General features: G+C 69.4%; 16 protein-coding genes. 7 read left to right on the top strand and 9 right to left on the bottom strand.

The genetic code is table 11. The features are described from left to right. The first annotated feature begins 301 nt into the window (after positions 1 to 301). A complete protein-coding gene (locus tag ACFHYQ_RS22975) occupies positions 302 to 1,168 on the top strand; it encodes a hypothetical protein (protein ID WP_394303197.1) in 867 nt (288 codons plus the stop codon). A gap of 454 nt (positions 1,169 to 1,622) precedes the next feature. Here ACFHYQ_RS22975 and ACFHYQ_RS22970 read toward each other — a convergent pair whose 3' ends face one another. The 6 genes from ACFHYQ_RS22970 to ACFHYQ_RS22945 form a co-directional block, all read right to left on the bottom strand. Further along, positions 1,623 to 3,770 (bottom strand): MMPL family transporter, encoded by a 2,148-nt coding sequence (locus ACFHYQ_RS22970; protein ID WP_394303196.1) that lies wholly within the window; start codon positions 3,768 to 3,770, stop codon positions 1,623 to 1,625. Between the two features lie 28 nt (positions 3,771 to 3,798). Then, the gene (locus ACFHYQ_RS22965) at positions 3,799 to 4,347 is read right to left on the bottom strand and encodes a TetR/AcrR family transcriptional regulator (RefSeq protein WP_394303195.1); all 549 of its coding nucleotides are present in this window, start codon (positions 4,345 to 4,347) and stop codon (positions 3,799 to 3,801) included. Positions 4,348 to 4,560: 213 nt separating this feature from the next. Then, positions 4,561 to 5,136, bottom strand: a complete 576-nt coding sequence (locus ACFHYQ_RS22960; RefSeq protein WP_394303194.1) for a GTP-binding protein — start codon at positions 5,134 to 5,136, stop codon at positions 4,561 to 4,563. Next, positions 5,117 to 5,485: a DUF742 domain-containing protein gene (locus ACFHYQ_RS22955; RefSeq protein ID WP_394303193.1), complete on the bottom strand. Its 369-nt coding sequence runs from the start codon at positions 5,483 to 5,485 to the stop codon at positions 5,117 to 5,119. Before ACFHYQ_RS22955 ends, ACFHYQ_RS22960 begins: the two co-directional genes overlap by 20 nt. Positions 5,486 to 5,498: 13 nt before the next feature. Further along, positions 5,499 to 5,906, bottom strand: coding sequence for a roadblock/LC7 domain-containing protein (locus ACFHYQ_RS22950; protein ID WP_204018457.1), 408 nt, complete (start codon positions 5,904 to 5,906; stop codon positions 5,499 to 5,501). After that, positions 5,903 to 8,545, bottom strand: coding sequence for a sensor histidine kinase (locus ACFHYQ_RS22945; RefSeq protein WP_394303192.1), 2,643 nt, complete (start codon positions 8,543 to 8,545; stop codon positions 5,903 to 5,905). The genes ACFHYQ_RS22950 and ACFHYQ_RS22945 overlap by 4 nt, the downstream gene beginning before the upstream one ends. Before the next feature lie 205 nt (positions 8,546 to 8,750). Here ACFHYQ_RS22945 and ACFHYQ_RS22940 point away from each other — a divergent pair, with 205 nt between their 5' ends. The 3 genes from ACFHYQ_RS22940 (at position 8,751) to ACFHYQ_RS22930 (ending at position 11,499) form a co-directional block, all read left to right on the top strand. After that, complete coding sequence (locus ACFHYQ_RS22940; protein WP_394303191.1) at positions 8,751 to 9,578, top strand: SDR family NAD(P)-dependent oxidoreductase; 828 nt, start codon at positions 8,751 to 8,753, stop codon at positions 9,576 to 9,578. 218 nt (positions 9,579 to 9,796) lie between these two features. Further along, on the top strand, positions 9,797 to 9,997 hold the full coding sequence (locus tag ACFHYQ_RS22935; RefSeq protein WP_204018460.1) for an NfeD C-terminal domain-containing protein: 201 nt from the start codon (positions 9,797 to 9,799) through the stop codon (positions 9,995 to 9,997). A 29-nt stretch (positions 9,998 to 10,026) separates the two neighbouring features. Continuing rightward, a complete protein-coding gene (locus ACFHYQ_RS22930) occupies positions 10,027 to 11,499 on the top strand; it encodes a flotillin family protein (RefSeq protein ID WP_394303190.1) in 1,473 nt (490 codons plus the stop codon). A 22-nt stretch (positions 11,500 to 11,521) separates the two neighbouring features. On the opposite strand, the gene ACFHYQ_RS22925 is transcribed toward ACFHYQ_RS22930, so the two are convergent. The 3 genes from ACFHYQ_RS22925 to wecB all read right to left on the bottom strand — a co-directional run bounded on the left by ACFHYQ_RS22925 (position 11,522) and on the right by wecB (position 16,723). Further along, positions 11,522 to 13,057, bottom strand: a complete 1,536-nt coding sequence (locus ACFHYQ_RS22925; RefSeq protein ID WP_394303189.1) for an MDR family MFS transporter — start codon at positions 13,055 to 13,057, stop codon at positions 11,522 to 11,524. Between the two features lie 100 nt (positions 13,058 to 13,157). Further along, complete coding sequence (locus ACFHYQ_RS22920) at positions 13,158 to 15,239, bottom strand: glycosyltransferase family protein (protein ID WP_394303188.1); 2,082 nt, start codon at positions 15,237 to 15,239, stop codon at positions 13,158 to 13,160. A 356-nt stretch (positions 15,240 to 15,595) separates the two neighbouring features. Next, positions 15,596 to 16,723, bottom strand: a complete 1,128-nt coding sequence (wecB, locus tag ACFHYQ_RS22915) for a non-hydrolyzing UDP-N-acetylglucosamine 2-epimerase (protein ID WP_394303187.1) — start codon at positions 16,721 to 16,723, stop codon at positions 15,596 to 15,598. Between the two features lie 73 nt (positions 16,724 to 16,796). Here wecB and ACFHYQ_RS22910 point away from each other — a divergent pair, with 73 nt between their 5' ends. The 3 genes from ACFHYQ_RS22910 to ACFHYQ_RS22900 all read left to right on the top strand — a co-directional run bounded on the left by ACFHYQ_RS22910 (position 16,797) and on the right by ACFHYQ_RS22900 (position 20,996). Next, on the top strand, positions 16,797 to 18,509 hold the full coding sequence (locus ACFHYQ_RS22910) for a glycosyltransferase (protein ID WP_394303186.1): 1,713 nt from the start codon (positions 16,797 to 16,799) through the stop codon (positions 18,507 to 18,509). Positions 18,510 to 18,614: 105 nt separating this feature from the next. Then, positions 18,615 to 19,892 (top strand): nucleotide sugar dehydrogenase, encoded by a 1,278-nt coding sequence (locus ACFHYQ_RS22905; protein WP_394303185.1) that lies wholly within the window; start codon positions 18,615 to 18,617, stop codon positions 19,890 to 19,892. A 12-nt stretch (positions 19,893 to 19,904) separates the two neighbouring features. After that, a complete protein-coding gene (locus ACFHYQ_RS22900; protein WP_394303184.1) occupies positions 19,905 to 20,996 on the top strand; it encodes a glycosyltransferase in 1,092 nt (363 codons plus the stop codon). Positions 20,997 to 20,999: the final 3 nt, after the last annotated feature.

Raw genomic sequence — 20,999 nt, 5'->3', positions numbered from 1 at the left:
AGCGGTCAGATCGACGCCGGGCCAGCGGCCATCACGCTCTGCGCACCGGCTGGTTGTTTACCGCGGAGGCCATCGCGGCGGCGGCGGGCGTGCCGATGCTCGACCTGTTCCACCCCGCAATGTCGTCAAAAACTGCTGACAAAGGTTATCGATGATCCCGTTTGTCCTTCTCGACCGACGATCACCGAACCGCACCGTCTCAACTGCCGGTCGTGCGCATCCCGGCAGCCCGGTCCGCACGCCGGCCGCCGGGATGCGCGTCGACCCGATGTCAAGCACACCTCACGGAAGGAATCGTCCCTTGACGATGAACAAAGCCCTCCTCACAGGGGCCCTCGCAGCCGCTGCCCTGGTCACCCCCGCGGCACTGGCCACCGGGACGGCAACCGCGACGGCCGGCGTCGCACCGCAGCAGATCAGCAGCGCGGCGCACACGCCCGCCGGCGTCAGCCACCCGAGCATCGCTCACAAACGCGGATCGGACCCGCGCGTTCACCGCTACGTCCACGGCGGACGGACCTACGTCCTGCCCAGTTGCCAGTCCGTCATGAACGGCGGGATCTACGTCGCCCCCACCTGTGGGGCCGGCATGACCAGGCCGGTCTACGTCGTCGAGAGTCGCGTCATCGCCCTGCCGGGCACCTGGACCGCCGAGACCATCGCCGGGATGCCCGGCCGTTGGTACGGCCTGCCCGGCTACGACCTCGCCCCCACCGTCCACGAGTACGTCGTGGAGGGGGCCACCTACACGCTCCCCAGCTGCCAGTACGTCGTCAACGGCGGGGTGTACGTCTCCCCGTCCTGCGGGGCCGGCTTCACCACCCCGGTCTACCTCTCGGGCGGCAGGTGGGCCCCGCTGCCCGGCTCCTGGTGCGAGCAGTCCTTCGTCACCGGCCTGGCCGGCCGCTGGTACGGCCTGCCCGGCCGCGGCTACTACAACCCCGGCCACAACTGGGGCGGCACCCGCTGGGGCGGCCACTGGGGCCACGGTCCGGTCCGCGGCCACGACGGCCGCAACGGTCACGACGGCAGGGACGGCCGTGACGGCCGCCATGGTCACGACGGCCGCAACGATGGTGACCGCGGCGGTGACCGTGGCGGTGACCGCGGTGATTACCGCGGTGATTACCGCGGCGGTGACCGTGGCGGTGACCGCGGTCGCCGCTAGGGGCGGTATGCACGGGGGTGGCCACCGCTAACCGCTGAGCCCGCTGTCGCTCGGCGCTGTGGATGGGCACACCACACCACAACGCCGAGCGACAGCACTGCGATGATCTTGGCGGGAGTCCACAACACATCCCGTCCAGAACGGCGAGAGACGCGGAAGACCCCGGTACGCGTCTCTCGCCCCCCAATTCGTGGCGAAGAGCCATCCGGACATCGGATGCTCGTGTCCAGGTCCTGCCCACCAGCCCTGGGCAGTCACCACGTCCCGCCGGGCAACCTGGGGCACGGCAGGGGCGGGGATGGCGACACGCCACGACAGAGCGGCTGCGACAGGGGGGTTGGTCGCAGCCGCTCCTCGTTGTGGCTTTCGGGACTTCGGGGTCGGCCTCCGGTCGATGCGAACGGGGGCTTCGCCACCGACGTCATCTCGAGCCGGACAGTCGTCTCGTTGAGTTCTACACCCGTTCGAGGACGCGCTCGTCGGAGAGTCGCCGACGCAGGCGTTCGCCCTCGACGTCGAGGTTGGGCAGCGCCCGGGCCAGTGGACGCGGCAGCCACCAGGCGGCACGGTCGAGCATGGACATCACCGCCGGAACGAGGGTCATGCGGACGACGAAGGCGTCGATGAGCACGCCGATGGCCAGCGCGAAGCCCATGGACTTGATGATCGGGTCGTCCATGAACACGAACCCGCCGAACACGGACGCCATGATCAACGCGGCGGCGGTGACGACCCTGGCGTTGTGTCCCATGCCGTTGATCGTGGCCTGCCGGGCCGTGTCGCCGTGAACGAAATCCTCCCGCATCCGCGAGACCAGGAACACCTCATAGTCCATGGCCAGTCCGAACAGGATGCCGATCAGCAGGATCGGCAGGAAGCTGACCAGCGGGCCCGGTACGTCCAGACCGACCAGATCGGCCAGATGCCCCTGCTGGAAGATCGCCACCGTGATGCCGAAGGTCGAGCCCACGGTGAGCAGGAAGCCCATGGCCGCCTTGACCGGCACCAGGATCGAGCGGAAGACCAGCATCAGCAGCAGCACCGACAGGCCGACCACCAGCAGCAGGTACACCGGCATGGCGTCGGCCAGCTTGTCGGAGACGTCGATGCCGACGGCGGTCGCACCGGTCAGCGCGATCTCCGCGCCCCCGATGCCGGCGACCTGGGCGCGGATGGCGTGGACGGCGTTCTCGGTGGCCACGTCGGTGGGCCCGGCCTTCGGAATGATGGTCAACAGTGCGGTGGTGCCGGCCGCGTTCGTCTGTGGCGGGGCCACGGCCAGTACGCCCTCGGTCTGCTGGATCAGCTTCGCGACCTGTCCGGCGGCCGCCGTCGTCGCCTGGGCCTCGTCGGCGGAGACCACGGCGATCAGGCGGGCGTTGAAGCCCTCGCCGAACCCCTCGCTGGTCAGGTCGTACGCCCGGCGCTCGGCGGAGCCGGGGGCGGCGGCGCCGGCGTCCGGCAGAGCGAGGCGCAGGTCCTGGGCCGGGAGCGTCAGCGCGCCCAGGGCGACGATCCCCGCCAGCAGGATCGGCACGCGCAGCCGGGTGACGATCCGCCCCCAGGCGTACCCGAAGCCCTCTCGGCCCGCGCCCGCGCTCCCGCCGGTGCGCTGTTCGCGCGGCAGCACGCGGGCGCCGGCGTACGACAGGAAGGCGGGCAGCAGGGTGAGCGCGACCAGGACGGCGACGGCCACGGTGCCCGCGGCGGCCAGGCCCATGACGCTCAGGAACGGGATGCCGACGACCGACAGCCCGGCGAGCGCGATCACCACGGTGGCTCCGGCGAACACGACCGCCGTTCCGGCGGTGCCGGTGGCCCGGCCGGCGGCATCTTCGGGTTCCATGCCCTCAGCGAGGAACTGGCGATAGCGGGAGGTGATGAACAGCGAGTAGTCGATGCCGACGGCCAGGCCGAGCATCAGCGCGAGCACCGGCGTTACGGAGGTCAACTCGACGACACCGCTGAGCGCGTACAGACCGGCCATGCCGACGCCGACGCCGATCAGCGCGTTCAGCAGCGTCATGCCGGCCGCCACCAGCGAGCCGAAGGTGACGATCAGCACCGCCGCGGCGATCAGGACGCCGAGCCCTTCCGATCCGCCCACTTCGGGCGCGCTTCTCATGACCTCGCCGCCGTGCTCGACCTGTAGCCCGGTCGCCGATGAACCGGCCTTCAGGTACGCCTCACGCTGGGCGGCGGTGACCTCCTCAGCGCTCCGGTCGAACTGCACCTGAACCAGGGCGTAACGGCCGTCCGGGGAGACCGCGCGAGACTGGAACGGGTCCAGGGCCGCGACGACGCCGGGGATGGCCGCGGCCTCCTTCACCACGGGCGCGACGGCGGCGGGGTCAAGCTTCTGCCCCTGCGGAGCGGCGACGACGATGGTCCCGGTGGCCCCGCCGGCCTGCGGAAATTCCTTGGCCAGCGCGTCCAGTGCCCGCTGCGACTCGGTGCCGGGCATGGTGAATTTGTCCGTCGTGGTACCGCTGAAGGCGGCGACCGCCCCGCCCAACAGCACCAGCGACAGCAGCCACACGGCGGCGACAAGCCCCCGCCTGCGGAAGGAGAACCGGCCCAGCCGGTACAGCAAGGTTGCCATGGGGGAAGAAGGTCTCTTTCTCGAGAGGTCAGTCGATCGGAAGGTCGAGCGTGCGCAGCGCACCGCGGCTCAACTCGGCGCATATCGTCTCGTCGGGCACTGGAAGGTCGGCGGCGCTCGTCAGGAAGATCGCCGTCATCGCCATCCAGGCCCGCACCCGGGCCCGCGGAGCATCCGAACGGGCGGCCAGCGAGTCGATCAGCCGCTCGATGACGGCGTCCACATCAGGCAACTCCGGGCGGTTGAGCATGGCGTCGATGTCCTGCAGGAGGATCTTGACCTGCAGCCGGAAGCGCATCGACAACCCGACGAGCCCGGCGACCGCCGCGCGGGCGGCCTCGTCGTCGTCCAGCGGCGCGAGGCGCTCAGCGAGCTCGGCCAGCTCCCGTCCGGCCGGCATCAGCAGCTCGGCCAAGATCGCGTCCTTGTTCGCGAAGTGGTACAGCAGGGACGCCTTGGCGCAGCCCACGTCCGAGGCGATGTCCTGCAGCGACGTGCCGCGGAAGCCGCGCGTGGCGAACAGCCGCGCCGCCGACTCCAGGATCTCCTCGCGCATCGCGGTAGCGGAACGTGCCATGCACCCCACGATAACTGACCGATCGGACAGTCCTGCCGGTCACCCCCCGTCGTCGCGGCCCGCTTGAGATCACCACTGGATCGGAGACGGGGAAGGGGGGCCGTGAAGCGTCCACCCCGCGCCGGGCGGCACACGACCGCCCGGATCAGATGGGGACCTTCGCCCGGCAACGGGCGAATCATTGAGGATCAGCGATCCTCAATGAATGCGCGTCTAGCGCTGCGCGGCGGTCAGCATCTTGAGGGAGTGCTCGACGAGGGTGACGAGCACGACTTTGGCGGAGGCCCGCCGTCGTACGTCGCAGAGCAGCACGGGTACGTCCGGATCGAGGTCGAGAGCGATTCGCACGTCCTCAGGCTCATGGGTTTCAGCGCCATCGAAGCAGTTCACCGCGACAATGAAGGGGGTGCCGCGTTGCTCGAAATAGTCAATGGACGGAAAGCAGTCCGTGAGGCGGCGGGTGTCGGCCAGCACGACCGCCCCCAGGGCACCATAGGAAAGTTCGTCCCACATGAACCAGAAACGTTCCTGGCCCGGTGTGCCGAACAGGTAGACCACGAGGCCTTCCCTGATGGTGATCCGGCCGAAGTCCATCGCCACGGTCGTGGTGGTCTTCCCCTCCACACCGTCGGTGTCGTCCACGCCCACGCCACGATCGGACAGCACCTCCTCGGTGCGCAAAGGACGAATCTCACTGATCGCCCCGACCAGCGTGGTCTTTCCGACACCGAAACCGCCGGCCACCAGGATCTTGAGGGCGACCGGCTCCTCAGAGGGCGCGAAGGCCATTGATCACTTCCTTGAGAATGCGCTCGCTTGGCAGCGGCGCCACCTTGACCGGGGACCGTACGTCGATCAGTCCCAGGTCGTGGAGATCCCCGAGTAGTACGCGGACCACGCCGAGCGGCAGGCCCACCTCGGACGCGATGTCCGCCACCGAGGCGCTGAAGCGGGCGATCTCCAGGATGCGCCGCTGCTCGGGCCCGATGCCCGAGCCGTCCCCCGCCGACTCAGGGATGGCGGTAACCATGGCGATCAGATCGAAGTCGTCGCCGGAAGACCGCGTGCGGCCTCCTGTCAACGCGTACAGCCGGACGAACTGGCCGGCCTCTTCGTCCATCCACGTGGGTTCCGTCATGTGGCCTGCCATCTCATGGAGAGATCCGCCGGGGGTTCGTCGAGATGTGCTGGCCGACCCGCTTGACGAGCATGGCCATCTCGTACGCGATGTGGCCGACGTCCGCGTCGGAGGCCGCGAGCACGGCCAGGCATGTGCCCTGTCCGGCGGCCGTCACGAACAGGAACGCGGTCTCCATCTCGACGATCGTCTGGCGCACCTCGCCCCCGCCGAAGTGTCGTCCCGCACCGCGTGCCAGGCTCTGGAAGCCGGCGGCGACCGCGGACAGGTGTTCCGCGTCCTCTCGGCTCAGCCCCTGCGAGGCTCCAACGACGAGGCCGTCGGTGGAGAGGATCACCGCCTGTCGTACGGCGGCGACCCTGCTGATGAGATCGTCGAGCAGCCAGTTGAGTTCGCCGTTCGACGTCGCTTTGCCGGTCATTCGTCACCTTTCTCGCCGTGCATGTTCTGTGCGTGGTCGTCGGGAGTGCCGCTGCCCGGCTGCTCCGACTCCTCGCGGCCGCGTTGTGCGCCCCGTTGGATCGCCGAGAGCATCGCCCTGGCCTCCTCCGGGGACCGGCTGTCGCAATCCGTGTCCGGGATCGGCGCCGAGAGCGGCGGCTGGTCTCGGAGCTGTGGCGCGATGCTGGCCTGGCGCACCCGGCGTGGCAATCCGGCATGCGTGCCGTTCGCAATGGACCCTCTCACCGGCCGGGAGCCGTTCCCGGTCAAGCCATCCTGGCGGAGACTGTCCTGATCCAAACCCTTCTGTTCCGGCTTATTGTGCCTGACCGCCGCCTGTTCCGAAACGTGCAATCCCGAATCGGTCGGCCTCGAATCGGTCGGCACTGAATCGGCCAGACCTGAATCGGCCAGACCTGGATCGGTACGCGGGTCGCGGTGAACCTCGGTGCCGTTCGCACCATTCTCCGAAGGGCTGCCGGGGCCTGAGCTGCCGAGGCATGGGCCGGGGGAGCCCGGCTCGGCGAGGTCCACCCGAAGTGCCGAGGGCACGGCCTCGGTCCGCAGGGCGGCAGGGGTGAAGAATGGCGAGGAGTCCGGGTCGTCGCTTTCGGCGAGCTCATTCCCCGATTCACCCTGGTGGGATTCATCCCGGTTCGATTCACTCCGGTGCATGGCGGCCGGACCCGGCTTGGCATGCGAGCCGGCTGCGAGGGCAGGGGCCGTCACATGCGGTGCCGGGACCTGTGCGTACGGGGCCTGCGCATACGAGCCCTGCGCGTACGGGGCCTGCTCGGCCGATCCGGTGATCGCGGGCGGAGCTCCGTCGTCGGCCACCAGGGCGCGCGGGATGAGCACGATCGCGGTCGTTCCGCCGTACGGCGAACTGCGCAGGAACACGTTGATTCCGTACCGGCCGGCGAGCTGGCTGACGACGAACAGGCCGAGCCGGTCGCTGTCCGCCGGGTCGAACTCGGGCGGGTCGGCGAGCCGCATGTTGATCTCGTCGTACTTCTCCGGCTCGAGCCCCAGGCCGCGGTCCTCGACCTCGAGCACCAGCCCGTTCGCGACGACCTCGCCGCGCACCTGCACCTTCGTCTGCGGCGGCGAGAAAATCGCCGCGTTCTCCATCAGTTCCGCGATCAGGTGCACGATGTCGGCCACCGACGCGCCGGTGAGAGACGCTTCCGGCATCGGTGTCATCGAGATGCGGGTGTAGTCCTCTACCTCGGAGATCGCGGCGCGTACGACGTCGATGACCGGCACCGGCTTGCGCCAGGACCGGCCGGGAGTGGAGCCCGAGAGGATGATCAGGCTCTCCGCGTGGCGGCGCATGCGGGTCGTCAGGTGGTCCAGCCGGAACAGCTCCCGCAGGGACTCCGGGTCGTCGGTACGGCGCTGCATCGTGTCGAGCAGGGTGAGCTGGCGGTGCAACAGGCCCTGGTTACGCCGGGCCAGGTTGAGGAAGACCTGGCTCACGCCCTTGCGCAGGTTGGCCTGGCCGACGGCGGCCTCGACGGCGGTCCGCTGCACAGAGGTGAACGCGTGCGCGACGTCCTCGACCTCCAGCGATCCGCCGGCGCGGATGGGCGGCGCCTCGGCCGCGACGTCGACATCCTCACCCTGTCTGAGCTTCGCGACGACTCGCGGGAGTCGTACGTCGGCGAGGTCGAGCGCCACGTCCCGCAGGTCCGCGAGATCGTGGGCGAGGCGCCGGCCGAACCGGACCGAGAAGATGATCGTGAAGGCGATCGCCACGAGGCCGAGCCCCCCGGCGATCACGATGCGGGCCAGGATGCCGGTCGCGGTGGAGGCGGACTCCGCGTTCAGGGCATCGGTGGCCCGGGCACGGGCGGTGTCGAGCTCGGAAGTGATGCTCTGGACCGTGGCCTCCCACCTCCCCGCCTCGGCAGGGAGTGGACCGCCCGAGTGCACCTGGTTGACGACGAGGTTCTCGAGGTCGGAGAAGCGGGCGAACATCGGGGAGCCCAGCACTCTCTCGTACGGCGCCCGCATCTCGCCGCTCAGGACCGACCGGTTCTTGCGATAGAGGAAGCGGCGGGTGGAGACCCACTCGCTGAACGTGTTCTGCTCCTCCTGCGTCAGCCGGCGGCTGATGAGGGCGCCGCGGATCAGGGCGTCCTCACGCGCGATCATCTCGTACGCGTTGCCCATCCCCTGCAGTGCGCCCGCCTGCTGGAAGATGGTCAGGTCCGGGACGGAGACGAGCCGCTCGTACAGGCCGAAGAGCTGGTCCATCAGCCCGTTGTAGCCGTCGATGGCCTGCAGCCGGTTGAACCTGCCCGTCGCGACCGCCTCGCGGACGAAGGACAGGCGTTCGAACGAGCCGAGCACGGTGTCGATGTTCGTCTGGAGCTCGCCGCTGAGCGAGTCGCGGGTGCCCTCGTCGCGGGCCATCCCCATGAACTTGTCGAGCGACTCCGTGGTCTTCTTCTGCTGCGTGCTGAGCTCGGCCGAGTTGGTATGGCCGGAGCTGAGCAACTTGGCGGTGATCGCACGCTCGGCCTGCAGCTGCAGCCCGAGGTCGGTAGAGGTGACACCGATGGTGTCGTACAGGGTCTTTGCCCGATACAGGGCTAAACCATCACCAACCGTCAATTTTAGGACAAACCCCCACATGGCACTCAGCATGAGCAGGGGTAGGAGCAGCAGTAAAAAGATCTTGAACCGAATCGACCGGTTTCTCGAACCCATGGCCACTCCTGCATTGCTGGAGGCTCGTGCGCATTTGCGGAAAATGCACCTCCGGAAGATCGCACAGCAGGCTAGCACCTATACAGTTCTGGCGCATTGGGAGGATCTGATGAATACAGTGATCACTGGGGCAAGTTCCGGAATCGGGGCAGTCGCCGCCCTTGATCTCGCGAAGCGGGGGCATCGGCTTGTGCTCGTCGGTCGTGATCCGGCCAGGCTGGCGGGGGTCGCGGAACGTGCCGGCTCGATCGCTGGAACGCCGGCGGACGTCCTGGTCGCAGACTTCGCCTCCCTGGATCAGGTGCGGCGGCTGGCCCGTGAGTTGCTCGACCGGTGTCAGCGAATCGATGTTCTGATCAACAACGCGGGCATGATGGTCGGCGAGCGTCAGATCACCGAGGACGACAACGAGTTGATTATGCAGGTCAACCACCTCGCGCCGTTCCTGCTGACCAACCTGCTGATCGACCGGCTGAGGGCGTGCGGCGCCCGGGTCGTGACCACCTCGTCTCGGGCCGCCAGAGCCGGCCGCCTCGATCCGGCGGACCTGTCGCGGGAACGGCGCCGCTGGAGCGGGTGGCGGCAGTACGGCGATTCGAAGCAGGCCAACGCGCTGTTCACCGTGTCACTGGCCGAGCGGGGCCTGGCCGCGACCTGCCTGCATCCCGGCGTGCTGAAGACCGGGTTCGCCGCCGACACCCGCTACATGCGGTTGGTCACCCGGGTGCCCGGCATGTCCGAACCGGTGGCGACCGGGGCCGCCAGGATCGTTCATCTGGCCACTCATGAGGACGGCGTCGCGCACCCCGGCCGATACTTCGCCCGTGACCTCCCCGCCGGTGTGCCGAGCCGGATGTCCGACCCCGCGCTCGCCGAAGTCCTCTGGCGGGCGAGCCTCACCGCCACCGGTCTCGGGCCGTCCGCAGCCGACTCCTGAGGCAGAATCATCGGAAAATCGTTTAAGAACTGATATGGAACCATTATGAGAAGTCGCCCGTTATCTGGGCGAAGACGAATCGGGTGCGGCGTATCCGGGCGCGACGCGGCGGACCGCGGAGGGCTTTCCTTCGAGTGCTGTCGTAACGCGGAAATCCGGGGTAACGTGCGCATTCGCGGTGGACTACGGGTGACGGGACGTGACGACGGGGTGACACGGTGATCGGCAGGCAGGGCAGGGTCACGGGAAAGATCGGCCCAGGCCTTGTGGGTGAGGTGATGGTGCCGATCCGCGGGGGCACCGAGGCGTTCTACGCCCATCCCAGTGTCCCGGACGAGGAGATCCCGGTCGGATCGATGGTCGTCGTCGTGGAGTATTCGCCACCGCGTACGGTCTACGTCGCCCGAGCGATCGTCTGATCACCATCCCCTTGATCACGGAGGCATGAATGCCGACGGAAATCCTGTTCGTGGGCGCGGCTGTCGTCGTCCTCATCATCCTCACCATGCTGTTCAAGGCCGTCTGGCGGGTCGCCGAACCCAACGAGGCGCTGATCATCTCCGGTCTCGGCGCCCATACGAGGAACGAGCTGGCCGACAGCCTGGGATTCAAGATCGTCACGGGCAAGGGCACGGCGGTGCTGCCCGGGTTCCAGACGGCGCGCCGGCTCAGGCTCGACAGCCGGGCGACCAACCTGCAGGTGTCCTGCGTCACCCAGCAGGGGATCCCCGTCCAGGTGCGCGGGGTGGTGATCTACAAGGTCGGCGACGACTTCGTGAGCATCGCGAACGCCGCCCGACGCTTCCTCGACCAGCAGGACTCCATGAACGACGCGATCCATGAGCTGTTCACCGGTCACCTGCGCTCGATCACCGGCAACCTGACCGTCGAGGATCTCATCCTGAACCGTGAGCGGCTCACCAGCGAGACGCGCAGCTCGGCCGCCGACGAGATGAGCAAGCTCGGCCTGGTGGTGGACTCGCTGCAGATTCAGGAGATCGACGACGAGACCGGCTACATCACGAACCTGGGTAAGCCGCACGCCGCAAGGATCGCGGCCTCCGCCCGCATCGCGGAGGCGCAGCGCGACCAGGAGGCGACCGAGGCAGAGCAGGTCGCGGCCGCGAACAAGGCCGCGGCCTGGCGCGACGCCCAGATCAAGCAGGCGTCCTACCAGGCCGAGATCGATCAGGCCCAGGCGCGCACCCGCCAGGCCGGCCCGCTGTCGGAGGCCGCCGCCCGCCAGGAGGTCGTGGTCCAGGAGACCAGGGCCGCCGAGCTGGAGGCCCAGCTCTCCGAGCAGCGGCTGCAGTCCCAGGTGCGCAAGCCCGCCGACGCCAAGGCGTACGAGACCGTGACGCTGTCGCAGGCCGAGCGCGACGCGCGCATCGCCCAGGCGGAGGCCGAGGCCAGGGAGACCGAACTGCGTGCCGCCGCCCAGGCGTCGCAGGTGAAGCAGACGGCGGCGGCCGAGGCCGAGGCGGTACGGCTCCGCGGTGAGGCCGCGGCCGCCGCGACGAAGGCGACGGGTCTGGGTGAGGCCGAGGCCGCGAAGGCACGCGGGCTGGCGGAGGCCGAGGCGGCCAGGGCGAAGGGTCTGGCCGAGGCCGAGGCGATCCGCGCACGCTCGGAGGCGCTGGCCGAGAACCAGGAGGCCGTCATCGCCCAGCAGCTCGCCGAGAACTGGCCGCAGATCGTGGAGGCCGGCTCGAAGGCGTTCGGCAACGTCGATCACATGGTGGTGCTGAACGGCGCCCAGGGCATCGAGGAGATGCTGGCCAAGGCCCTCACCCTCGGTGGCACCGGTCTCGGCCTGGCCCGATCCCTGCTCTCCGGCGGCAACGGCCTGGCGGCCGGCGTCAACGGGACCGGAAACGGCGCCGAGCCCGCCGCGAAGAACGCCATCGACACCGCATCCTGACGGCCCTGCCTTCGAGAGCCGGTCAGCTGGTCTCGGTGGCGGCCTGGGCGCGGCGGCGGGGCATGAGAAGCAGCCCGCCGACGATGAGCACGGCCACGACGAGGAGGGTGAGGAACACGTTGTGGACGGCGTCGTGGAGCGCGCCGCGGATGAAGGCCATCGCGGCCGAGTCCGCCGCGCCCTGCCCGGTCAGCACCGCGCTCGTGGCGTCCACGCTCCTGGGCAGCCGGTCGCCGCCCACCGAGGCCGGCGGGTGGGCGAAGCGGTCCGACAGCGTCGCGTTCGAGACGGCGCCCAGGACCGCCGCGCCGACCGCGCTGCCGATCGACCGGCAGAACATGTTGGTCCCGGTCACCACGCCGCGGCGCTCCCATCCGACGACGGACTGAACGGCGACCAGCGTGGGACTCGCCGTGAGTCCCATGCCGAGGCCGATGACCAGGCACGCCCCCGCCACCTGCCAGACCTGGGACTCCTGGCCGAGCAGGACGCACAGTACGGCCCCGGCCACGATGACGGTGGTCCCGATCAGCGAGGTGTCACGGAAACCGATGCGCATGTAGAGACGGCCCGAGAGCGTCGCGGCGAACGGCCAGCCGATGCTGAGCGCGGCCAGAGTGAAGCCCGCCACCAGGGCACTCGTGCCGAGCACGCCCTGCGCGTACGTGGGCACGTAGGAACTGAGTCCGATCGTGAACGCGCCGATGCCCAGCGCGGCGATGTTGCCGCCGGTCAGCACGCGGTGGCGGAACACCCACAGCGGCAGCACCGGCTCGGCCGCCCGGCGTTCCACGAGGACGAAGGCGACCACCAGGGCCACGCCCGCCGCGAAGATGATCAGACTGATCGGCGATCCCCAGCTCCAGGCCACGCCGCCTTCGAGCAGGCCGAGGATGAGCAGGGACGAACCGACGGTGAGCAGCACCGCGCCCAGGTAGTCGATCCGGTGTGAGCCGCGGGTCACCCGCTCCTTGAACCGCCGGGCGAGCGTCCAGGCCGCGACCGCGCCGAGCGGGAGGTTGATGAAGAAGATCCACCGCCAGGTCACGTAGTCGGAGAACACGCCGCCCAGCGTGGGCCCGACGACCGCCGAGACACCCCACACGCTGGCGAGGTAGCCCTGCACCCGGGCCCGTTCCTCCACCGAGTACATGTCCCCGACCATGGTCATGCTGATGGGCTGGACGGCTCCGGCGCCGATGCCCTGGATCGCGCGGAAGAGGATGAGCGTCGGCATGCTCCACGCGGCGCCGCACAGCACGGACCCGAGCAGGAAGGCGCCGATGCCGAAGAACATCACCGGCTTGCGTCCGAAGACGTCGGCGAGCTTGCCGTAGATCGGGACGGTCACCGCCTGGGTGAGCAGATAGATCGAGAACAGCCACGGAAACTGGGAGAACCCGCCCAGGTCGGAGACGACGGACGGCACCGCGGTCGCGATGATCGTGCTGTCCAGCGCCACCAGGCCGGTGCAGAGCATGATGGCGGCCAGCACCGGCCCGCGCTCCGACCTGAACCCGATGCCGTCCCGTTTCTCACCAGCCGCGACCGTGCTCACGTTGCCTTAGCTCCCCTGGGACATGCTGCCGTTACGCGAGTGACCAACGGCTGATTGCCCCCCGGCATTCCCGGCGAACCAGGCCTGACCGGAACACTCCTCAGATCAGGACATGTTTCTCCGGGTTCCCGGCGAAGCAGAACTGCGCGTTGCGGGTCAGCTTGTAGTCGGCGGCCTGCCAGGTGTGGGCGGTGGCGTCCGAACCCCTCATGTAGATGAAGTTGAACCGGTCGGCCGAGTAGATCCGGACGCCCTCGGCCTTGCAGCGCCGTACGAGCCGGGTGTCCTCGCCGGCGTTAACCGGCTCGAACGGGAACGAGCGCAGCAGGTCGGCCCTGGCCAGGATCGTCGCCCCCTGGATGAGGTGGGCGTAGCGATGCTCCAGGCCGGGCAGGCGGAAGATCGTGATGTCCTGCGTCGGGAAGTACGTGTAGTGCGCGCCCTTGCCGACCATCTCGGCGTCGGCGTAGTCGAACGACCGGACCAGGTCGGACAGGTAGTGCTCGCCGTAGATGTTGTCGTCGTCCATCTTGGCGATCAGCTCGCCCTCGGCGTGGGCGATGCCGTGGTTGAGCACCTCGCCCAGCGTCCAGGCCGGATCGGCGGTCAGCACCTTGACGGCGGGCACGCCGGCGGCCAGCGCCTTGTCCCGCACCACGGCCGGGTCCTCCGACAGGCCGTGCAGGACCAGCACGAGCTCCAGGTTGCGGTGCCGCTGGCGGGCGACCTGGTGGATCGCGTGCCCGAGCTGACCGGCCCGGTTGGTCGGCAGCACGACGGAGATCGACGGCGACCGCGGCGCGATCGGGCGGCCGAGGTCGGTGAGGATCTGGTCGACCCGGTGGGAGAACAGGTGCTTGTCGAACACCTCGCGCAGGGCCAGATGGCCCTGGCGGGCCCGCAGCTCGGGGCTGTTGATGAGGTAGATCGCCCGGTTGTAGGCCTCCTCCTGGGAGTGGGCGACCGGAATCAGCTCCCCGAACGTCTCCTCGATCGCCCGTGACCACCCCGACAGCACGGTCGTCCCGCACGCGGACAGCTCGAAGACCCGGCGGGCGCACATGGTCGGTGAGTCGATCACCGAGTTCACGTTCAGGAAGACCTTGTACATCTTGTACGCGGCCAGCATCTGCTCGTACGGCAGCTCGCCGACGATGTGCGGGCGGTACTCCTCGGGCCAGGCGTACTTGTCGGCCACGCTGTCGTTGCGCGCGAAGATGTGCAGGCCGAGGTCGCGTGCCGGGGCGAGGATCGTCTCCATCTGCTCGCGCCGCTCGGGGTGCTTGTCGCGGAAGTACATGCCCGCGAACACGATGTCGTACGGCCGGCCCTGCTTGGTCTGGATCGGGTTGTGGATCCGCGGCTGGGCGGCGAACTGCAGCACGCCGACCCGGTCATGTCCCAGCCTCTCGCGATATTTCGGGATCATGTCGCCGTCGCACGTGTACACGTAGTCGAACAGCTTGGCCGTCTCGATGAAGAAGTCGAAGTTGGGCGGGTCCTCCTTGTTCCAGAAGACCGTGGGGATGCCCTCCTCCTTGCACCAGGCGATCAGGTCGCGCAGCTCCTGCTTGGGGGCGTTGGTCCCGGTCATCTGGTAACGCCACCGGCCCTGGTTGCCGTGCCAGGCCGACTCGCAGAAGAGCAGCTCGGGCCGCTTCTCGGCGAAGATCTCCCGCCAGTCCTGCAGGCCGAACTCGATCTGGTCCCATTCGTAGCGGAACGCCAGCCGGGAGAAGTCGTCGAGGATCACCGCGACCCGCGTGTCCGGCCGCACCACCGGGCCGTCCGGCCACTGCAGGTTGGGGATCTTGACCTCGGGGCCCTTCGCCTCGGCGAGCGCGGCGACCTCGATCGCGGACATCGGCGCCTTCGGCGCGCTCTTGCGGTCCCTCATCGCCTTTTTGAGGTCGCGTGGCAGCCGGACGAACTTGGCGGGCCTGGACGCGCTGGTCAGGACCTCCGCCACCCGGTACGGACGCTGCGTCTGGGTGGCCTTGACCCGCCAGAGGGCATAGTCGGCGCGGGCCTCCTGATAGGCGAGCCGGTTCTCCAGGTCACGGATCCGCTGCTCGTAGTACTCGACGTGCTTGCGCTCCTCGGGCAGCCAGTTCACCGGGCCCAGGCGCTTGAATCGGGATTCCTCAGGAGTCTCGTCAGGAGTCTCGTGCGTCTCAGCCATGCTTCTCCCCTTTGTGGAAAAGACATCGTACGGCGACCGCCGCCCGCTTCGTGTCCATTTGCCCGAACTAGCCACCCCAAGCTGCCCGTGATCTTGCGAATACTCGCACGTCGGGCCGTGAGCAGGAGTTTCACGTTCGTGATCTTGCAGTTTCTCGCAGGCGTATGCCCTGAGCGGCGGAAACTCTGTCCGTGATCTTGCACTTCCGACTGCAAGATCACGAAATGCATAAATGCAGGTCGGACGGCATGCGTGCGAGAAACTGCAAGATCACGGAGTTGATTTATGCACGTCAGAGGCATGGTGTGCGAGAAACTGCAAGATCACGGGGGTGGGGTGGGGTGGGGTGGGGATGGCTAGATGAGCTTGCCGCGGGAGGCGGGGGAGAGGTTGTCACCCCTCAGCCAGGCGGCGATCACTCGGGCGATCCTCGGTCCGGCGGCGCCGTCCCACAGCGGCGGCAGTTCCCCGCTCGGCGTGACGGCGCCGTCGGCGAGCGCCTTCCCGGCGGCGGCGGTCAGCCCGGCGGGGGTGACGAGGCGGTTGGTGCCGTGGGTGACGGTGATCGGCCGCTCGGTGTTCGGCCGGACGGTCAGGCACGGGACGCCCAGCATGGTCGTCTCCTCCTGTACGCCTCCGGAGTCGGTCACCACCAGCGCCGCGCCCCGCACCAGCGACAGGAAGTCCACATAGCCGAGCGGGTCGACGATCTTGAGGTTCGGCCGGTCGACCAGGCCGGCGTCGGCCAGCCGCTGCCGTCCGCGCGGGTGCAGTGGCACGATGACCGGCACCTGCTCGGCGACGCCGAGCACCGCCTCGACGAGCTCACGGGCCGCCTCGGGGTCGTCCACGTTGGCCGGCCGGTGCAGCGTCGCGACGGCGTACCTGCCCGACACACCGAGTCGTTCCTGGACCGGGGCCGGGTCGAGCCCCGGCAGCGCGGCGAACAGGCTGTCGATCATCGGGTTGCCCACGAGGTGCACCCTGGCCGGGTCGACGCCCTCGTTCGTCAGGTGCGACAGCGCCTCGGGCGAGGTGGCGAACAGCAGGTCGGACAGCGCGTCGGTCACCACCCGGTTGACCTCCTCGGGCATCTCCCGGTCGAACGACCGCAGGCCGGCCTCCACGTGCGCCGTCGGCACATGGAGCTTGGCGCACACGAGGATGGCGGCGAGCGTGGAGTTCACGTCGCCGTAGACGACCACCAGCGAAGGGGCGTGCTCGAGCACCACGTCTTCGAGGCCGGTGAGCAGTGCGGCGGTCTGCCGGGCGTGCGAGCCGGAGCCGACGCCGAGGTTCGCGATCGGCTCGGGCAGGCCCAGGTCGGCGAAGAACACATCCGACATCAGCGCGTCGTAGTGCTGACCCGTGTGGATGATGCCCTGCCGGACCCCGAGCTCCGCCAGGCCCTTGACCACCGGTGCCGCCTTGACGAAGTTGGGCCGGGCGCCCAGCACGTGCAGGACGAGCGGGTTGTCCCTCATGACCACGCCTTTCACTCGGACGTCAGTGCGTTGACCCCCCTGGGACAAACGTTGCCTATGGTACGTTCACGCCGTGCAACCCGAGGCCAACACTCCTACCACTCCAAAGCCGACCCCCAAGCCGGCTTCCGAGATAGCGGCCAAGTCTGCCAGGGCCGGCCTGGGCGGCTTCCTCCGTGGTTTCGCGAAGAACCCGGTCCTCGTGTCGCGGATCTTCGTGGGCAAGGTCAAGTCCGACCCCCTGCGGGTGGCCCAGGCGGCCGCCGACGCGACGCCGTCGATCCTGCGCCCGGTGGTCGGCCGCGTCGCCTGGCCGGCCGCCCGCTACGCGAGGGTGATCCGGCGCAAGATCCTGCGCCGGATGGCCGACGGGCCGATGGAGAAGTCGAAGGAGCTGTTCGACGCCGGCCACATGACGCAGGCCGTCGAGAGCCTGCGCCCGCACCAGCGGTGGCCGTTCGTCCGCCGAAAGATCACCCAGTATGAGGGCGAGATCGCCGCACTCGGGCCCGACCCGATCCCGCCCAAGCCCAGGGTCATCATGGGCGAGCGGGTGCCCGGCCGGGTGCTGCACATGGTCACCAACGCCCTGCCGTACACGCAGGCGGGCTACACGGTCCGCACGCACCGGATCGTGACCGCCCAGCGCGCCGCCGGGCTCGACCCCCACGTCGTGACGAGTTGGGGCTGGCCGATGCTGCAGGGGCACACCGAGGCCGAGCCGTACGACGAGATCGACGGCGTCCCCTACTACCGTCTCCTGCCGAAGGGCGAGGTGCCGTTCGAGACCCGCGGCCGGATCACCCGCGGCGCCGCCGACGTGTCCGAACTCGTCCGCACCCTGCGTCCGCAGGTGCTGCACGCCGCCACCGATCACCGCAACGGCTCGGTGGCGATGGCCGTACGCGAGCGGACGAACACCCCGTTCGTCTACGAGGTGCGCGGGTTCCTCGAGGAGACGTGGGCCTCCCGCGACCCCAGGCGGGTCGGCACCGAGCGACACCGGATGCAGCGCGAGCGCGAGGCGACCATCATGTGCGCCGCCGACGCCGTCGTGACGCTGGCCGAGACGATGGCCGCCGAGATCGTCGAGCGCGGCGTCCCCCGGGAGCGGATCCACCTCGCCCCCAACGCGGTGGACGACTCGCTGCTCACCGCCGACTACGACGGCGCGGCCCTGCGTGAGCGGTACGGCATCGCCAAGGACGAGATCGTCGTCGGCTCGGTGTCGAGCATCGTCGGCTACGAGGGCTTCGCGACGCTGCTGAGTGCCGCGGCTCTGCTGCGCGACGCCAGGACGCCGGTGCGGGTCCTCCTGGTCGGCGACGGCGCCGAGCGGCCGGCGCTGCTGGAGCAGGTCGAACGGCTCGGCCTGGGTGACGTCGCGATCCTGCCCGGCCGGGTGGGACCGGACGAGGCGCTCCAGGCGCAGGCGGCGATCGACATCTTCGTCTGCCCACGCGAGGACCTGAGGGTCTGCCGCCTGGTCACCCCGCTCAAGCCCGTCGAGGCGATGGCGCTGGGCAAGCCGGTCGTGCTCAGCGACCTGCCCGCGCTGGCCGAGCTCCTCGGCGCCGGGGGCGGCGCCCCCGGCAGCCCGGGGCTGCTCGTACGGCCCGGCGACCCCGCGGCCCTCGCCGAGGCCCTCACCGCCCTGCGGGACGACCCGGAGCGCCGCCGCGCGATGGGCGAGGCGGGGAGGACCGAGGTCGCCGCGCACCGGACCTGGAGCAGCCTGGCCCGGACATATCAGCAGATCTACCAAACTTTGACCGACAGCCGTTAATCACCTGAACATGTGGTACATGAGGCCACCTTGGTGTCGACTTGAGATAACCTTTGCCACCATGAAGTGTTGTTTCCGCCCCCAGGCCCTCCCCCAGGTAATGCCGTGACCTCCGTCGATCTTCCAATCGATCTCACGGTCATCGGACTGGGCTACGTGGGCATGCCGCTGGCCAAGGAGGCCGCGGCGGCCGGCCTGCGGGTGGCTGGCCTGGACGTCGACTCTCGCAAGGTCGAGGCCATCAACGCCGGTCTGTCGTACATCGACGACCTCACCGACGCCGATCTCGACGCCATGGTCTCCAGCGGCTTCACGGCCACGCTGGACCCCTCCGTGCTGGCGCGGTCGAGCACGATCGTCGTGTGCGTGCCGACGCCGCTCGACGATGACCACCGTCCCGACCTGTCGGCGGTCGAGGGCGCGGTGAGCGCCATCGCCGAGCGTCTGCGGCCGGGCACCCTGGTCGTCCTGGAGTCCACCACCTGGCCCGGCACCACCGACGAACTGGTACGGCCCATCCTGGAGCGGAAGTCCGGGATGATCGCGGGTGAGGACTTCCACCTGGCCTTCTCGCCGGAGCGGATCGACCCCGGCAACCCCAAGTTCGGTCTGCGCAACACTCCCAAGGTCGTCGGCGGCTACACGAGCGCCTGCCGGGACCGGGCGGCGGCCTTCTACGCACGGTTCGTCGAGCGGGTCGTGCCGGTCAGCGGCACCCGCGAGGCCGAGATGGCCAAGCTGCTCGAGAACACCTACCGTCACGTCAACATCGCCCTCGTCAACGAGATGGCGATCTTCTGTGACGAGCTCGGCGTGAACCTGTGGGAGGCCATCGAGGCGGCCTCCACCAAGCCGTTCGGGTTCCAGAAGTTCCTCCCGGGCCCGGGGGTGGGCGGCCACTGCATCCCGGTCGACCCGTCCTACCTGTCGTACACCGTGCGCAAGCTGGGCTACCCCTTCCGCTTCGTGGAGCTGGCGCAGGAGATCAACGAGCGGATGCCGTCCTATGTCGTGACCCGGGTGCAGCGGCTGCTGAACCGGGACCGCAAGGCGGTGAACGGCTCCCGCGTGCTGCTGCTCGGCGTGACCTACAAGCCCGACATCGGCGACCAGCGCGAGACTCCCGCCGTCCCGGTGGCCGAGGCGCTGCTGGAGCTGGGCGCGGACCTGGCGTACTGCGACCCCTACGTCACCGAATGGGCGGTCGAGGGCAGGACGATCCCGCGGGCCGAGGACCTGGCCGAAGCCGTCGAGGCGGCCGATATCACCGTGCTGCTTCAGCAGCACTCCGTGTTCGATATGGACGTGGTGGAGAATCGGGCCCGGCTCGTGCTCGACACTCGCGGCGTGCTCTCGACCGGCGATCGCGTCGAACGGTTGTAGGAGGGTCCACGCGTGCACGTGCTCGTCATGACGGTGGTGCATCACCCCGAGGACGCCCGGATCCTGCACCGGCAGATCCGCGCACTCGTCGACGCCGGTCATGAGGTCACGTACGCGGCCCCGTACACCGCGCGCGGGGTGGTGCCCCGCCCGTGGGTCAACGGAGTGGACCTGCCGAGGGCGGCGGAACGGCGACGCCTGGCCGCCGTACGGGCCGCGCGCAGGCTGTTCAGGAGCATGCGCGGCAAGGTGGACGTCGCGCTCATCCACGATCCCGAACTGCTGCTCGCGGTGGCCGGTGTCCGCAGCCGCCCGCCGGTCGTCTGGGACGTCCACGAGGACACGCCCGCGACGCTCTCGCTGAAGCCGTGGCTGCCCGCCTTCCTGCGGCCGCCGATGCGGTTCCTCGCCCGGCTCCTGGAGGGTACGGCGGAACGCCACCTGCACCTGCTGCTCGCCGAGTCGGCCTACGCCGGGCGGTTCAAGCAGTCTCACCTGGTGGTGCCGAACGAGACGTGGGTGCCCGACAGCGTCAGCCCGCCCGGTGACGACCGCGTGGTCTATCTCGGCTGGCTGTCGGAGGCCCGGGGCGTACGCGAGGCCGTCGAGGTGGCCAGGCTGCTCCGGCCGCATCGCGTCGCGGTCGAGCTGATCGGGTACGCCGACCCGCAGAGCCGGCCGGTGCTCAACGACGCCGTCGCCGATGGCCTGCTGGAATGGCGTGACTTCATGCCCAACGACGAGGCGCTGAAGCGGCTCGACGGGGCGCTCGCCGGGCTGTCCCTGCTGCATGACGAGCCGAACTACCGGCACTCCATGCCCACAAAGATCATCGAGTATATGGCGCACGGCATCCCCGTGATCACCACGCCGTCGCCGCGTGCCGTGGAGCTCGTCGAGCGCTACCAGTGCGGCGCGGTAGTGCCCTGGGAGGATCCGGACGCCGTGGCCCGGGCCGTGCTGCGGCTCAGGGACGACGCGGCGGCGCGGCGCGCGACCGGTGGGCGGGGCTACGCCGCGGCCCGCGCCAACCACCACTGGCCGAGCTCGGCACGCCGGTTCGTCGCCCAGCTCGAGGCCTGGGCCGGCGTCAAGGGCCGTTGACCG

Origin of the sequence: Sphaerimonospora cavernae, from assembly GCF_042435035.1 — a bacterium.
GTDB lineage: Bacteria > Actinomycetota > Actinomycetes > Streptosporangiales > Streptosporangiaceae > Sphaerimonospora > Sphaerimonospora cavernae.
The sequence above is the reverse complement of the archived record's forward strand: the minus strand, read 5'-3'. Positions and strand labels throughout refer to the sequence as shown.